At 43.1% G+C, this 15,509-nt stretch carries 19 protein-coding genes; 1 reads left to right on the top strand and 18 read right to left on the bottom strand.

What is annotated here, in order from left to right; genetic code table 11:
- Window positions 1–36: 36 nt before the first annotated feature.
- The 15 genes from NTZ93_04780 to NTZ93_04710 form a co-directional block, all read right to left on the bottom strand.
- A complete protein-coding gene (locus tag NTZ93_04780; GenBank protein ID MCX6817152.1) occupies window positions 37–609 on the bottom strand; it encodes a hypothetical protein in 573 nt (190 codons plus the stop codon).
- 3 nt (window positions 610–612) lie between these two features.
- Window positions 613–1,005: a hypothetical protein gene (locus tag NTZ93_04775; protein MCX6817151.1), complete on the bottom strand. Its 393-nt coding sequence runs from the start codon at window positions 1,003–1,005 to the stop codon at window positions 613–615.
- Entirely contained in the window at window positions 968–1,450 is a 483-nt protein-coding gene (locus NTZ93_04770; protein ID MCX6817150.1) for a hypothetical protein, read from the bottom strand. The genes NTZ93_04775 and NTZ93_04770 overlap by 38 nt, the downstream gene beginning before the upstream one ends.
- A 59-nt stretch (window positions 1,451–1,509) precedes the next feature.
- On the bottom strand, window positions 1,510–1,872 hold the full coding sequence (locus NTZ93_04765) for a hypothetical protein (GenBank protein MCX6817149.1): 363 nt from the start codon (window positions 1,870–1,872) through the stop codon (window positions 1,510–1,512).
- An 824-nt stretch (window positions 1,873–2,696) separates the two neighbouring features.
- Complete coding sequence (locus tag NTZ93_04760) at window positions 2,697–5,216, bottom strand: hypothetical protein (GenBank protein ID MCX6817148.1); 2,520 nt, start codon at window positions 5,214–5,216, stop codon at window positions 2,697–2,699.
- A 55-nt stretch (window positions 5,217–5,271) separates the two neighbouring features.
- Entirely contained in the window at window positions 5,272–5,490 is a 219-nt protein-coding gene (locus NTZ93_04755; GenBank protein ID MCX6817147.1) for a type II toxin-antitoxin system HicA family toxin, read from the bottom strand.
- Window positions 5,468–5,722: a type II toxin-antitoxin system HicB family antitoxin gene (locus NTZ93_04750; GenBank protein ID MCX6817146.1), complete on the bottom strand. Its 255-nt coding sequence runs from the start codon at window positions 5,720–5,722 to the stop codon at window positions 5,468–5,470. Before NTZ93_04750 ends, NTZ93_04755 begins: the two co-directional genes overlap by 23 nt.
- A 150-nt stretch (window positions 5,723–5,872) precedes the next feature.
- Complete coding sequence (locus NTZ93_04745; GenBank protein MCX6817145.1) at window positions 5,873–6,121, bottom strand: type II toxin-antitoxin system HicB family antitoxin; 249 nt, start codon at window positions 6,119–6,121, stop codon at window positions 5,873–5,875.
- A 22-nt stretch (window positions 6,122–6,143) separates the two neighbouring features.
- Window positions 6,144–7,193, bottom strand: coding sequence for a M50 family metallopeptidase (locus NTZ93_04740; protein MCX6817144.1), 1,050 nt, complete (start codon window positions 7,191–7,193; stop codon window positions 6,144–6,146).
- Window positions 7,193–7,756 (bottom strand): ribosome-recycling factor, encoded by a 564-nt coding sequence (locus NTZ93_04735; GenBank protein MCX6817143.1) that lies wholly within the window; start codon window positions 7,754–7,756, stop codon window positions 7,193–7,195. The genes NTZ93_04740 and NTZ93_04735 overlap by 1 nt, the downstream gene beginning before the upstream one ends.
- Window positions 7,757–7,774: 18 nt before the next feature.
- Entirely contained in the window at window positions 7,775–8,233 is a 459-nt protein-coding gene (gene tsf / locus NTZ93_04730; GenBank protein MCX6817142.1) for a translation elongation factor Ts, read from the bottom strand.
- Complete coding sequence (gene rpsB, locus NTZ93_04725) at window positions 8,217–8,918, bottom strand: 30S ribosomal protein S2 (protein MCX6817141.1); 702 nt, start codon at window positions 8,916–8,918, stop codon at window positions 8,217–8,219. The genes tsf and rpsB overlap by 17 nt, the downstream gene beginning before the upstream one ends.
- A gap of 46 nt (window positions 8,919–8,964) precedes the next feature.
- On the bottom strand, window positions 8,965–10,254 hold the full coding sequence (locus NTZ93_04720; protein MCX6817140.1) for a serine hydroxymethyltransferase: 1,290 nt from the start codon (window positions 10,252–10,254) through the stop codon (window positions 8,965–8,967).
- Between the two features lie 24 nt (window positions 10,255–10,278).
- Window positions 10,279–11,832 carry a hypothetical protein gene (locus tag NTZ93_04715; GenBank protein MCX6817139.1) on the bottom strand — a complete coding sequence of 518 codons (1,554 nt, stop codon included), beginning with the start codon at window positions 11,830–11,832 and terminating at the stop codon, window positions 10,279–10,281.
- A 1-nt stretch (window position 11,833) separates the two neighbouring features.
- Complete coding sequence (locus NTZ93_04710) at window positions 11,834–12,475, bottom strand: deoxynucleoside kinase (GenBank protein ID MCX6817138.1); 642 nt, start codon at window positions 12,473–12,475, stop codon at window positions 11,834–11,836.
- A gap of 28 nt (window positions 12,476–12,503) precedes the next feature.
- On the opposite strand from NTZ93_04710, the gene NTZ93_04705 reads away from it, so the two are divergent.
- Window positions 12,504–13,223: a purine-nucleoside phosphorylase gene (locus NTZ93_04705; protein ID MCX6817137.1), complete on the top strand. Its 720-nt coding sequence runs from the start codon at window positions 12,504–12,506 to the stop codon at window positions 13,221–13,223.
- Here NTZ93_04705 and guaA read toward each other — a convergent pair whose 3' ends face one another.
- From guaA to NTZ93_04690, 3 genes are read right to left on the bottom strand one after another with little or no spacing between them, the layout of a single operon-like run.
- Complete coding sequence (gene guaA / locus NTZ93_04700; GenBank protein ID MCX6817136.1) at window positions 13,224–14,708, bottom strand: glutamine-hydrolyzing GMP synthase; 1,485 nt, start codon at window positions 14,706–14,708, stop codon at window positions 13,224–13,226.
- A complete protein-coding gene (locus NTZ93_04695; GenBank protein MCX6817135.1) occupies window positions 14,705–15,310 on the bottom strand; it encodes a phosphoribosyltransferase family protein in 606 nt (201 codons plus the stop codon). The genes guaA and NTZ93_04695 overlap by 4 nt, the downstream gene beginning before the upstream one ends.
- A gap of 19 nt (window positions 15,311–15,329) precedes the next feature.
- Entirely contained in the window at window positions 15,330–15,509 is a 180-nt protein-coding gene (locus tag NTZ93_04690; GenBank protein ID MCX6817134.1) for a hypothetical protein, read from the bottom strand.

The following is a 15,509-nucleotide window of genomic DNA, read 5'->3' as shown; positions in this document are numbered from 1 at the left end:
TAAAGAATATCTCATCCCTCTAATTTACCACACTCCCTACTTCTTTAAAATCCGATAAATAAACATTGCATAAAACGCTTTCTCGCCTTTTTTATCGCTTTCCTGCTTATAAGCGGCCAGCAGACATTCAATCGCCTGATTCTGACAATGAGGCATCTTTAAAGAAAAATCTTGGGGTATTTGAGATAAATAATCCACTCCGAATCTATCTCCCGGCTTTAACTTATCCTTTAATGTTAAGCTATCAATAATTGTCGTTTTAGCCTGTTCATCGATATATGGAATTCCTCTAGTGACAAAAATTTTCCCTTCCTCTAAAGTTCCACTGGCACCGGTGGAATAATTGACCACTAAATACCTTTTGTTATCCGCTTCCACAAATTCTTTAAAAATCGGCTGAAACGATTTTCTCTGCCAGGTTTTCTCTGCATCTAAATATGTTTCTGCCTTAGCCGGAAAATACGGATATTCAGGGGTTTGAGCCACTTGAAGGGTTTGAGCCGCTTGATTTTGTTTTTCAAGACTCACCTGTTTATAAAGCCAAAAAACCACCAAACTTAATCCCCCGACCAAAATTAATAATAAAATCGTCAGCGATTTTCTCTTCATATCTTACGGCGCCACCTCCTGCCAATTAATATGCGGCTTTAATAAATATCGGTAAGCATTCACCACTAAATCTCCCCGGTAAGTAAATCTCTCCGCCGGTAGATGACTATTATCCGTTAAATTCCGTTGCAGATTAATTCCTCCCCAACCGACAAAAATTCCCTCTGCCTGTAATGGATTCGTGAGCCCCCCAGTATCAATTACCTCATCAGCAATATACACACCTTGAAGATTCTTCACGCTTGGCTCAACCTCGATATTCCCTGAAGCAATTATCGCCAAAAATCCGCCCTTAGCCACACTAATATTTTGAGTAATTATCAGATCATTCGGCACTAAAATTACCGCCTTGATGCCGCTATCGATTGACCAATTTCCTCCTGTTAAAATAATCATAACCTGTTGGTCCCCCGTGATAAGTTGTCTGCGCCTGCCAATTATTGCCGTCTTCACTGATAGTTCCATAACCTGTATCGAGCGCGCCGGTATAAGAGGCTAAACCGGTTGTATGGTTTGCCGCCTCAGTAATTAAATACGGCTTTGTGGCTGTGCTGGGAATATTTGAACTGACATCGCCGCCATTAGCATGGACATTCCCGCCCACCACCTGCCACCAAGGTCCCGGATTGGTAACTTGTATAGATGCAGCAGCCGGACAGGGTGGGCCCGCTGGCTTTATCACATTGGCGTTTATATGGGTTGAACCTATCTTTAGACCTTTTGCTGTAGTCTGGTAAATAGTCTGGTCAAGAATAGTAGTCCAAACAGAAGAGGGATTAACACTAGCCACAAGAGGGTCTTCCGCAGAAAAATCAACTCTCTCAATATTCCAGCCGGGCATATTAACGTAGGCAGTATAAAGTTTTGTCTGCCCATTGACTACCGAACTATTAGCTGGTGTCAGAGTAACGTTGCAGCTAGGTGTACCAACAGTGAAACTTTTTTTCCGTCAGCCCGGGAAACTCCTCCATCGCTCAGCCTGAAGTAGCCATTAACTTGGATATCAGTCGGATAATTGCCTCCCCAATTTAAATCAGGATGGTTCAACTCGTCATAGTAAATGGTAAAAGTGGCGCTTTTTTTATCAGTGCTTATTGTACAATCCGTCCCTCCCGTGGCGGCATAGCATATTCTTCCATACTGAGTGCTACCCGTAAACCAGATAGGTTTGGGGGTATAATTTGGAGGTGGACCAAGATTGTCCTTGTTGTAAAAAGCCAGCGTAAAGTAGTCTATTGTTGATTTAGGCGGATCGCCGGTCATTGTAATCTCAATTGGAGAACCATCTTTAAGGACAGTGCCATCAATTGAGGAACTATCACAAACATCGGGACGGCAGGTAGGATCATCTACACACCGTACGGAAGGCGGACTGCAATTTACCGGAGAATCTGTCTTTGTTTGCCTCATTTGATCAGTCTCACAATCACCACCACCACAGCTATCATTTGTCCAAGTTCCAACTGTACAGCTCGGCGATGGCGAGGGCGAGGGCGAAGGCGATGGCGATGGCGACGTCCCCGGCGACGACGATGGTGATGGACCTCCACAGCTGCATGGCACTGTATCCCCGCAATCATTCGTCTTTAAATTTGTGTCGCAATCGCACTCACTCCAATTATTCTCATCGCAAGTCACATAACACTGAGTGTAACCCCAACTGCTACTTAAATTTTGATAGTCAGAAACTGGATAACATCCTACATCAGGGTTTGGATCACAATGCGTCTCACCCGGATAGTCTCCATCACAAACATTATCAGTATCACCACGGCCTGTACCATCAGACTTTCTGCATCTTGAAGTCTTATCATAATATCCTCCTGACGAACAGTTTGCATGAGGACAAGAAATATACCACTGACTAGTATAGTCATCATTGTAACACCAACCTTCAAGACCTGTTTTTTCACTACACCCTATCCAGTGATAATCTACCACACGCTCTCCCGCACAATATTGACCGGCTATTGCTTTTGGCGCTTGCCACAATCCCAACATCAATACCACTAATAGTGAAAAAATAAACCAGCCAAACTGCTTCATCCTTTTAACTATAGCAAAAAAAGACTTAATTCAAAAGCGTGTTATTTACTGCCTGGCTTTATGTATGCCGGATCAGGCACTGCCGGATTGTTAAAAATTCCTATTTGCGAGGGATCAGCAACCAATCTTTTTATAAGTGCTTCAGTCATTCTAAAAACAACTGGTCCATTAATCCATCCAAATCCGCGATTTACCGGTCTTTTAGTCTCGACAATTTTTTCTTCATGATTTTTGTTACTCCACGTATCCCTCTTGGGAGTCATGAGTAATTTATACATTGTTCCCGGTTGGAGTAATGTATTTATATATTCAGGATTAACAGTTTCGTATCCATATACCATTTGTGGCACTCCAAATAAATTTGTATCCGCACCAAACGGAAGTATCTCTCCCCACAACTTTCCTCCACCCCAAACGGCAAATACTTGTCTATTAGCCACACTGTCTCCGGGAGCTCCAAAATATAGACAATTTATATGTCCTACCGGTAACCCGTCTTCATTAGTTAAAGGCATTTGCCAAACCCCCAAATACTCCGCCTCCCAAGTATAATTTCCTCCCGTCACCCGCTCCGGCGCTTGGGTTGAAACCAACAAACCCTCTAATCCGGCAGTGCAATCAATCTGCTTTGCGAAAAATTCACCCAACCTTTGTGTTTCACTAAGCAGTTGATCATCCGTCATTGATTCAAAGTCAGGCCGTAAAGTGACTATATCCACCCAAACTTCATTTTTCCAGTCAAAAAAACCAACAATTTCGCCTTTTTGGTCATAAATCTGCAAAATGTCACCTTGCCCAATCTTCACTCTATCTACCAATTCATCAAACGGGACAATGATAACCTTTCCTCTACCCAAATCTACACTCAGTCCTCCGGTATAAAACATTCCCGGTATAGTAATCTTCTCCCCATCCGGTGTCGTGTACACCAAGTTCCCGGATTCGTAGCTAAAATTTGTGCCACTTAGCTGAGCCAGAAATTCCGGCGGCAGAGGCGGCAAAAACTCCACCTTTTGTTTTTCTATTTCTAGCCCGGCTTGGTCGGTTGACGTTAATGTCAGACCATTTGGCGTTTGCGCTACACTAATTTTATTTGGCGCATCCACCATAATCCTTAGCGGCACATCCTGGTTTAACACCACACTCGGCGCTTTCCCCCCGCCTGTAAAAAACCACACTACCACTGTGCCTTCTTTTAATCCCCAGGGATTGTCTTTCTGCGCCACAAAGGCCGCTCCGCCGACGCCCTCTATTACCGGAAAATCATGCACGGCAATTGAACCCGGCTGGCCGTCAAAGCTATAAGTCACCCGGCCGTCATCCATCTGCATTAGTTTTGCTCCGCTGACCAAATGGTCCGTCAGCATCACGCTTAGTTCTCCCGCTGTAGGAACCCAACCGACAATTTTATTTTCATCCTGGATCGGCGCCAAGTGATTGGCCCGGGCCAAGGCCCGGACATCATCCGGCAAAGTAAAGCCGTTTTGAATCGCCTCTCCGTTTAAAAATTGCTCCGGGCTGACGCCCGCTACAAACTCTGCCGCCAGTTGCGCTCTCGCTTCAATTATGGCCCTGGCATTTTCCGCTAATTGCAACCCTGCTCCTAAACTTCTCAATTGGTCGTTAGCTATCGTAATTTGCTGATCGCCGGCTGTCAGAGCAAAATTAATCCCGTTGTCTGTTTTATCTGCCGTTATCCTGACCATATCTCCGGTTGGCTCTAATTGTCCGGTCTGGGCATTAACCGCCACTTGGGGCAAAGTCGCTATCAATTGGCTCCCGCCGTTATCCTGCCATCTGACTCCGTCCGGATCGACCACCATTATCGGCGCTTCCAACTGGCCGTTATTATCAATATCCACCGGCTTCAATTCCACCCCTAAATAACCTGTCAGGGTGGGCTGATTGTTTGAATCTACGCCCGCCACTGCCAAGCTTAAAATTGCCCCGCCGTTAGCGATTCCGTCGGCATCCGGCAAAATCGCCGTCGCTGTTAAATGGCTATCATAACAAACCAATTGCTGATTAAGAGCGGCTGTATTAACCAAAGCATCCGGAGTAATTACCACCGCCTGCTCCACTTGCGCTGAATAAATTGTCGCCGCATGTAATAAATTGGAACACAAATCAGGTGTCGCTGTGGCTGTGCTTCCGCCGCCGCCTGGCGTAGGACTGCGGCCTAAACACGCCGCCAATACAGCCAAGCCAGTCAGACTTACCAAAGTAATTGCCCCATATCTTGCTAAAGCCTTCTTATTAGGTTTCCCATCTAAAATTAAACTCCAATTCTCTCGAGTCTCTTGCTTTATTAACTCTCTCGCAGTTTGTGGATCGGTTTTTTTTAAACGGTCCACCGTTGTTTCCGGTCCGTTTAAACTTAAAAGATGATCTATAGCAAAAGCAACAAAATCTTGTACCTGTAATTGATCCACTTGTCCCTGAATGCTAGTTTCATCAGCGTTTCTTACGAGCGGCCGATTCAAACGGGCCTCTGTCCGCGCTCTGATTCCTTCACCTAATGGCATTGACATATTTAAAAAAGCCTTATCAGCATTTGTCATATAAGGTATATTATACCCTATAATATCACATACAATTTAATTATACAAATGCGCCTTATTTTCTTTTAATATCATTTACCGTTAATTGAATGTCTCGAAGAATTTTGCGCAATAAACCCTTACCAATGGTTTTTCTGTGAATTGGCACCGAAGTCCATCGACCGTCTTTATGGGAAAATATAGCGTGACTACCACTCTGCCGATCTTTAGAAAAACCCTGTTTCTCAATTATCCTAACCAACTCATTCGGTTTAAGAATTGGCAAATAAGCCATAAGGAAAAATTAAATTCTTAATACCGACAAATTCTGTCTGGCTGTCATCGGGAAGAGAAACATTCGTCTTTCTTGCTTTCAAATGAAGCTTAATCACGTCTTTAATATTCCTCATCGCTTCTTCAAAAGTATCTCCCTCTGTATAACAACCTTGCAGAGACGGCGCCGAAGCCACAAAAACCCCGTCTTCGTCCTGTTCAATGAGCACTCGATAATTTAAAACTTTTGGCATATGTAATTAATTGTAACACTTTTCCTGACAAAAATCATAACTACCCTATAATAACCCCTTTAATTTAATTTTGCAAATGAGCCCTTCTGGGAAATAATTGTGAAACCTAGTCTTTTTAATCTTTTGATTAACTCTTTGGCCGAGTAAAATCTAGGCATACCGAATATTGGGAAAGAGTTTCTCCAGCCTCAGATCAGGCAAAATAACATCATCAACCGGCACTTTTTCGTCTTCAAAATAAAGTTCCAGCGCTTCCTGAAGATTCACTAATGCCTGCTTAACGGTTTTCCCCTGACTGGCAACTTCAATTTCCACCGCTTTCGCCACAAACCAATCACCCTCACGCCAAACCAAGGCATTAAGACCGAATTTTTTAACAGATTTTTTAATTTTTTTCATATATCTCAATTATAACACAAAACTACCCCATCAACCTTTTAATATCTCCGATTGTCACTAACACCATCAAACCAATTAATACTAACATTCCTGCCATATGGATCGCCTGCTCAATTCCCGGTTTAATCCGCTTGCGCGTCACCGCTTCTATCCCCAGAAACAGCAACCTGCCCCCGTCTAAGGCCGGCAAAGGCAGCAAATTTAAAATTGCCAAATTAACTGACAAAATCCCCATAAACTGTAAAACCGCTAAAAAGCCGGCCTTGGCCACGGTTTTGCTGATTTGATAAATTCCCACCGGCCCGGCTACGTCTTTCGGCATCTGTCCGTGTAACAAACCAGCGATCATTGTTCCCAAACCGGCCAAAATCTCCCCGCCCCAAGCCAGCGCCTCCTGCAATCCCAGCCACATTCCCCGAAACGGCCGCTGCCAAATCGGGTAAAATACCGTCTCTGTATCAGTTATTCCTACTCCCAGCGCCCCCTGGCCTTCCGGCGTGTCCTGGACCAATCTGGGTATAACAGTCAACTCTCGTCCATCTTTAATCTTTAATCTTATTTCTTGGCCGCGCTGATCGTTAATATAATTAATAAATTCTTCGCTCCCCTTAAAACCCAAAATTTTGTCGTCCGGTTTCAGGCCCGACTTTTCCGCCGGTGAGCCAACCGCTACGGCAGTTAAAGTCAAATAATCAGTTTTCTGGGGAATGCCGGTTTTGGTGTAAATCGCCCCGAACAGCACCACTCCCAAGATAAAATTCATTACCACGCCGGCAATTAAAATTATCAACCGTACTCGTTTTGATTTCAAAAAAAAGGCTCCTTTAGCTTGAGGCAAACCTGCCCTGAGCGAAGTCGAAGGATCTTCACCTCGCATTCTGACAAATCCCCCAAACGGCAAAAGATTTAAACTGTAAATTGTTCCCCGCTTTTTAATCCCTAAAATTCTCGGCGGGTAGCCGAAACCAAACTCTTCCACTTTGACTTTTAACTTTTTCGCCGCCAAAAAATGTCCCAGCTCGTGGACAAAAACCAAAATTGAAAGAATTATAAGAAAGCTTAAAATCGCCATTATATTTGCATCAGCTCTTGTTCTTTAACTTTCTCCAGCTCATCTAATTTCTTATTATATTCATCCACTACCCCTTGCAGTTTCTCGTTTAACCTAAAAATGTCGTCTTCGGACACGCCGGCCACGCCTTTTTGGTCATCGATTTCTTTTTTAGCTTCCCCCCGGGCTTGTCGCAGCATTGCTTTGCCGCCTTCAATTTTTTGTTTAACTGACTTGACCAACTCCTGCCGTCTTTCCTCAGTTAATGCCGGTATAGACAGCCGGATAATCTCGTTGTCCACCACCGGATTAATTCCCAAATTAGCTTCCTGAAGGGCTTTGGCAATCTTGGCTAAAACCGTTTGGTCCCAGGGTTTAATCACCAGGCTGTGCGGGTCCGGTGCCGAAATTGTCGCTAATTCTCTTATCTCCATCGGCCCCGAGCCTTCATAAGCCGCTACTTTGACATTTTCCACCATTGCCGGTTTGGCCCGGCCGGTCTGCACGCTTAATAAATCATCTTTAACCAATTGAATTACCCCGTCCATTTTCTGTCTTGCCCGCGCTAATTTACTCTCATCCATACTGATATCAATCTAACATCAAAGGCTCATTCTGGCAATCTCTTTCACTGTAATCCTTTCTTTGCACTTGGCCGCCATCTCATTCACCAAATCCGCTACTGTTTTTTTGGCATCGCGGATGTAAGGCTGTTTTAACAAATCTTTAATGTCTTTCGGATCCATGCTGGCCACCTGCATCGTCAATTCTTTGGTTAATTTTTGAAACTCTTCGCTTCGGCTGACAAAATCGGTTTCGCATAAAATTTTTACCATGGCCGCTACCCGGCCGCCGCTGTGGACATAAGCATAAATCTGACCTTCTTTAGTATCCTTATCGGCCCGCTTGGCCACTTTTTCCAATCCTTTCTTTGCCAAAATTTCTTTGGCCTTGGTTTCACTGCCCTTGGCTTCTTCTAAGGCTCCTTTAATTTCCATTACCCCAGCGCCGGTCTCTTCCCGGATTTTTTTAATCTGGTTAGCCTTAATTTTTACTGCCATCTACTACCGCCTGACTAATTTTCCCAACAATATATTTTATCGAGGCCACTGCGTCATCATTGGCCGGAATCGCTAAATCCACTAATTCCGGGTCGACGTTTGTATCCACAATACCGATTACCGTGATGCCTTTTTTCCGGGCTTCCCTTACCGCCGCAATTTCTTTTTTAATATCCACCACAAAAATAGCCGAGGGTTGTTGTATCAAATTTCTTAACCCTCCTAAAAACCGGTTTAACTTATCAATATCCCGGTCAATCAAGACGTTTTCCCGCTTGGTATATTTCTTAAACTCTCCGGCTGCTTTCCGTTTTTCCAAATCCATCATTTTATCCACACTTTTTTTGATCTGCTCCCAATTGGTAATAATCCCGCCCAGCCAGCGGACAGCCACGTAAGGCATACTGCACTTGACAGCTTCTTCTTTAATCACCGTCGCCGCCTGACGCTTAGTCCCGATAAAAACCAGCTGTTTTTTTTCTTTCACTAAATCCCGGACAAACTTCATCGCTTCTTCGAGCTTTTTGGCCGTCTGGCCTAAATCAAAAATATGCACCCCTTCACGCTTAGCATAAATATATGTCTTCATCTTTGGATTCCAACGCCGCGCCTGGTGGCCAAAATGGCATCCAGCCTCCAAAAGCTCCTTTAAACTGATCTTATATTCTGTAGTTTTTTTAGTCATTATTTAGGTTAATTAGGTAAATTAGAATAATTAGTATAATTTAAATCTATTTTCCCGGCAAGGGGTATTTTTTGGCCAATGCGTTTACTTTGGCTTTTAAGTTTTGTAAAAATTTATCTTGGGATAATTTTTTGAGCGTATCTCTATCATTAGCTAAATTTTTATCTTTAAGGTAATTAATTACGCTTAAAATCCACTGGCTAATCTGCTTCATTTCTTCTTCTTTCATCCCCCGGCTGGTCAAGGCCGGTGTCCCGAGGCGTAATCCCGAGGGATAAAACGCTGAACCGGTATCGTAAGGCACGGTGTTACGGTTAGCGATTATCCCCGCTTTTTCCAATGCCCAGGCCACCACCCAACCGGTCAGATTTTTGTTACGTAAATCAATTAACACCAAATGCTTGTCTGTCCCGCCGGAAACAATCTTTAAACCACCTTTTTTTAAATCCAGCGCTAATACCTTAGCATTTTTAACCACTTGCCAAGCATACTTCTTAAAGGGCTTGCTCTGAGTTTCACGAAGAGCGACCGCGATTCCGGCAATCGTGTGCAGATGCGGCCCACCTTGTAGCCCGGGAAACACTGAAAAATTAATTTTGTCAATTAAATCAATCCTTCCAATAATCATTGCGCCTCTTGGCCCCCGCAAAGTTTTGTGGGTCGTGAAAGTCACCACGTCGGCATGAGGAAACGGCGAGGCGTGTGCTCCGCCTACCACCAAACCCGCCTCGTGGGCAATATCCGCCAAATAATAACCCCTCACTTTTTTGGCAATCTGGCTCATTCGTTTATGGTTAATCGTCCGCGGGTAAGCTGTCCCGCCGGAAATAATTAATTTGGGCCTAAATTTTAACGCCTGCTTCTCAATCTGGTCATAATCAAAAACTTCAGTTTTTTGGTTAACATGGTAAAACTGGACCTCCCAAATCTTCGACACTAAAGTCACTTTTTTGTTAGGCAGCGACCAGCCGTGGGACAAATGTCCGCCGTCCGGCAAATACATCGCCATGATTTTATCCCCCGGCTGAAGCAAGGCATTGTAAACTGCCAAATTAGCCTCGCAACCGGAGTGCGGCTGAACATTCACTCCCCACTCCTTGTCAGATAAGCCAAAGGCTTGCAAAGCGCGTTTTTGGCATAAGCTTTCTATCTCATCCGCATTTCTATTTCCCTGATAATAACGTTTCTTCGGATAACCCTCCGCATATTTATTCATTAAGCACGACCCGACCGCTTCCATTACTGCTTTTGAAACAAAATTCTCCGAGGGGATCAGCTCCAACTCCTCCCTCTGTCTTTGTTTCTCCTTTTTTATTATCTTAAAAATCTGATCCATAAATCTTTTTTTAAGTATAACACACTAAAAATTCGAGTAATCAACGGTTAATTTCTTCATTTTTAAATCTAAAATTTCTCTAGGCACAACTGTTGTAAAGAATCTACTTTTTTGTTGAGCATAACTCATTACTTTTTCCACTCTGGACACAAAATCGCTGGGACTAAATCCTGGCTGCTTCGTCATCAAAATATATTTATTAAGCAAACTGACTGCCTGGCTGGAAAACTGACGCAAAACATAAATACCAATCTTTCTCATATAAGGATTGGCTAATCTTATATCTAATCTCCCATCAATAACTTTATTTAGATCATCAAAATTCATTGCCGCTATTCTGGTTAAAGCTTTTGTTAATTCTTCTGTTTTCTCACTATATTCTAACCACAATTCTTTCTGAAGCTCATGAGTTAATTCTAAAGATTTACTGAATAACGTCGTGGCTTTTAAATTATGACGGCTAATCAAAACCATATCTTTGGCAAACTTAATGTGATAATTTCCCCGTTTTAATTGAGAATATCTTAGCCAGGATTGGGCAAAAGGAGTTAAACCCGTAGTATCTTCAAAACTACGGCAGGTTTCATAAGCCGCCCGTAAAGTATCATCCTCAAAATCTTTACTTTCCGGATTGTATCCATCAACTATTCTATCGACAAACGTATAATAATCTGTAATTTGTTTTGACAAAGATAAATATTGTCTGCCGGGAATCGCCTTGATTGCCCTTAAGGCTGCAAATGACGGCGGTGCCACTTGGTCACGCACATCTGCCGCCGTTAAATGGCCTCTGACCAACTCTGCCATTAATTCAGTAATATGGGAAAAGTCTAACTCTAACGACCATAAATTCACCCCAAAAGCGGCCAAGCTTTTTTCTAATTGACCTAAAGAAGGATAAACTTCAGTTAAGCTTTTGCCAAAAATTTTTTCGTAAGACTTGATCAACTCTGCCGGTCTGGAAAAGTCAACCATCTTCATAGTCTTACTTTCCAGCTCATGATTAGCCACCGCATAAGCTGCTAAAGCAATCTGTCTGTCGGTATAAGTGGTCTTACCTAATAAATTCCCCAACCACATCAATCCGGGTATAAAAAAACGGCCGCCGATTTGATCATGTCCCAGTCTTTTACGCTCTGGTAAAGTCGAATCCACTTGTAAACAATCATGATCTGGCCAAATCGCTCCTAAACTAATCGCCACATCAATTTTATCCTGATAATTATCTAAACTCCTTACTCTCGGGTCAAATATTAAATGAACTTTGCCATTTTGAGTTACCCGGAAACTATGATTAACATCATGATCGCTATAAAACGGGTCGTACATTTTCTCTCTTAATCCTTGTGGTAAAACCTGATCGAATAATCTTGAACCATACAGTCTGGCACGGGGCAATACTTGATGAATAAATTCTCCGGCATACCACTTAACTTTAACTTCTGATTCAACTTTTCCGCCTAACGCTTCCCAGGCTTCGTTGTGAGATACAATTTCAGCCAAATCTTTTAAAATAGAGTGACCAAAAACAGTGGTCAAAGACCCCTCTGGCTGTCCTGATCTTTGTTCCGCTGGCATATTAAATCGCTTGCTTAATTACTTTTAAAGCCTGACTCATCTCAATTTTTCCGTTATTATCCTGCTTCACCTCGTCTTCTGTCAAGCTGACAACTTTAATTTTTTTTCTTTCCAGTTTTTCCTTTAATTTGACTAAGCCGTTGTCAATTTGTTTTAAATAGGTCGGATTATAATATTTCAGTTCAAATCCCCGACCACGCTTCTTAATTCGTTTAATTAAAGTGGGAACCGAACAGTCCAAGGCCACCACCAACGAGCTGGCAAATAAATTGATAGCAATTTTATCAAACAGCCGGCGGTAAAGCTGCCATTCTTCCTTTGTCATCGTCCCGGCCAAAAAATGGCCGTGGGTATACGCCCAGCTCATCAAGAGGCCGGAATCGACCACCAATAATTTATCTTTATTTGCCCGCAGATACTTTTTGACCAAAACTACCCGCTCCAAAGTCAACCACAGCTCATTGGCCAATGCCCACCTTTTGACATCATTCAAATACAGTTCCCGGAACGGATCAATTGTCTGAAATAAATTATCCGCGTCCACGTGTTTCGCCTTTAACATTTTGGCAATAATCGGCGACACTGTTGTTTTTCCCGAACCGATGTTGCCGACAACCGTGATCATCTTTGGCTTAAAACGCATGGATTTATTATATGTTAAAATATTTATTATGGAAACGGCTTTAATTTTAGGCAGCGGCTGGAACGCAATCATTAACCAAGTCGTCATTCTCAAACGCGAATCTTACCAAAAGCTTTTTCACTTAAAATCGACTGTTCCCGGCCATAGCGGCGAATTGATTCACGCCCGCCTGAAACATCAGGAGATCTTAATTATGTCCGGCCGATTCCATCTTTACGAAGGCTATTCTCCCCAACAAGTCACCCGGCCAATTCAATATTTAAAAAAACTTGGTGTTAAAAATTTAATTATTACCAATGCTGTCGGCGGGCTTAACCCTAAATATCGCGTTGGGGATTTTGTGGTCTTGTCGGACATTATTACTCTACTCTCCCAAACTCCCTTAGTCGGCCCGAAATTTGTTGATATGTCCCAAGTTTTTAATCTTCAATTAATTAAACTAGCCGAAAAGCAGGCTAAAAAATTAAGGTTGCGTTGCCATCGCGGTGTTTACGCTTATTGTCACGGCCCGCAGTATGAAACGCCGGCGGATAAGCGGGCGTTGATCGCCATGGGTGCCGACGTCGTCGGCATGAGTAATGTCCCGGAAACAATTATGGCTAATTATTTAGGCATGAAGGTTCTCGGCCTAACCTTTGTCACTAATCTGGCTTTTGTCAAACACTCCCACGGCGAGGTGCTGGCCGAATCCGCCAAAGCCGCTCCGAACATGTCCAAATTGCTGACCGGCATTATTGGAAAATTTTAGCTACTCCCATTCCATTGTTGCCGGCGGTTTGGTGGTAATGTCATAAACCACCCGGTTAATCCCCGCTACTTCATTGACAATTCTAGCCGAAGCTTTAGCTAATAATTTATAGGGCAAACGCGTCCAGTCGGCCGTCATCGCATCTTTGGCAGTCACCGAACGGATAGCAATCATGTCTTCAAAACTGCGACCGTCACCTTTCACCCCGGTAGTTTTTAACGGCACATAAATTGCAAAAGTCTGCCAAACCGGCTCTTTGATTTCTTCCTGTAAAATTTTATCCGCCTGCCGCAAGCGATCTAATCTTTCCTTAGTGACTTCCCCCCTGATTCTGATGGCCAACCCCGGTCCGGGAAACGGCTGACGCTTAATAATATTTTTAGGCAAACCCAATTTTGCGGCTAACTGCCGCACTTCATCCTTGTATAAATCCCGCAGCGGTTCGATTAATTTCAGCTTCATTTCTTCCGGCAACCCAGCGACATTATGATGACTTTTAATTGTTTCAGCAGAAACCCCACGTAGCTTTAGCGAAGTGGGGGCACTCTCAATCACATCCGGATAAATCGTCCCCTGGACTAACCATTTTGCTCCCCATTTTTTGGCTTCCGCTTCAAATAATTTAATGAATAAATTACCGATTATTTTCCTTTTTTCTTCCGGCTCTTCCACTCCCTTTAAGGCTTCTAAAAATTGCTTTTCCGCCCGGATAATAATTAAATCTTCTTTAAAAAATTTCTTAAAATCTTTTTCAATTTGGACTGTTTCCCCCAATCTCATTAAACCAGTATCCACATAAACACATTTTAATTGTCGTCCTATTACCTGATAAACTAAAGCCGCCGCGGTTGACGAATCTATTCCGCCGGATAAACCGCAGATTGCCCTGCCTTTAATTTCACTTTTCTGCCACTTTAATTGATTAAAGTCTTTCCTCGCCAGGCAAATATTAAAAATAAAATTTTTAAGAATTTTTATCCCGTTCTTTGTGTGGATTACTTCCGGATGGAATTGAATCGCTAAAAGCTTCTCCTTACCCATGGCGACATTAGGCACATCTTTAGACGAACCTAAATTAATAAATCCCGGCGGTAGTCTTAACACCTGATCGCCATGGCTCATTAACACTTGCTGTTTGCCGTTTATTCCTTTAAACAGCTTAGATTTTTTTAGATCTACCTCAACCACACCGAACTCTTTATTTTTTCCTTTGCCAACCTCGCCGCCTAAAATTTTACCCATCAGCTGCATGCCGTAACAAATCCCTAAAACCGGCACCCCCAAGCTAAATACTTTTTTGGAAATTGTCGGCGAATTAGGCAAGTTTACAAAGCTTGGCCCACCGGATAAAATTATTCCCTTAAGGTTTTTAAGTTTTTCAAGGCTTATTTTATAACTGACGACCCGGCTCTCTACTCCCAAATCCCTGATTCTTCGATTAATTAAATGGGCTGTTTGCGAACCAAAATCGATGACAATAATCATAACAACTTCACCTGATCATTCTTGTCGATACTTTTTACCCTCACGCAGGAAAATACTTTCACCCCCAAAGTCTGCACTTGCTCTAATCCGCCCTGAAAAACTTTATCAAATAAAACCGCAAATCCGACTACTTTCACTCCCCGCTCCAACAAGCCTTTAACAATTCTATAACCGGTTTCCCCTTTGGCACAAACATCGTCCAATAAGAGCACCCGGTCGCCTTTTTTCACAAAAGATAAATTAATCCCGGAAAAAACATCCACCCCGCCGGACGAAGTCGTAAACGACCGCACTTCCTGACGATAAACATCTTTCCAGCTGGTCGGAATATTCTGGTCTTTACGTGAACTGTGTAACCGGACTTTACTTCCCAATTCCAGAGCCACTGCCGTTGCCAAATAATTGCCGGAATGAGGAATGCCGTGGACCGTATCAATCTTATCGTTTTTAAAAACATTGGCGATTAATCGGGCTGCTGCCTTTAACACCTCCGGCTTCATCCGCAAATTAAAAGAGCCGACTGAAATATAACCTCTTGTTGCATCAATGACTTTCGCTTCCCTTAAAAACTCCTGCTTTAAAAAAGCTAACTCATTCGCCATATTTAATTATAGCGGAAAACTATGCATCCATCAATCCCACGGTTTCCGCCGCCGCCGCCGCTTCCCCCCTAGTTTCAGCGAGCTTTTGTAATCTTTCCCGTACTTCTGGCGACAAATACTCTAGTCTGGAATGTGTTTCCGCCGGTGTTGCTTCTTGTGGAACTGGAGGATCTGGTAATAACCTCTCTGAATTAACCAT

The sequence above is a fragment of the Candidatus Beckwithbacteria bacterium genome (assembly GCA_026397255.1).
Lineage (GTDB): Bacteria > Patescibacteriota > Microgenomatia > UBA1400 > CG1-02-47-37 > JAPLVF01.
Note: the sequence above shows the minus strand (reverse complement) of the source record. Positions and strands in the feature narration are given on the sequence as shown.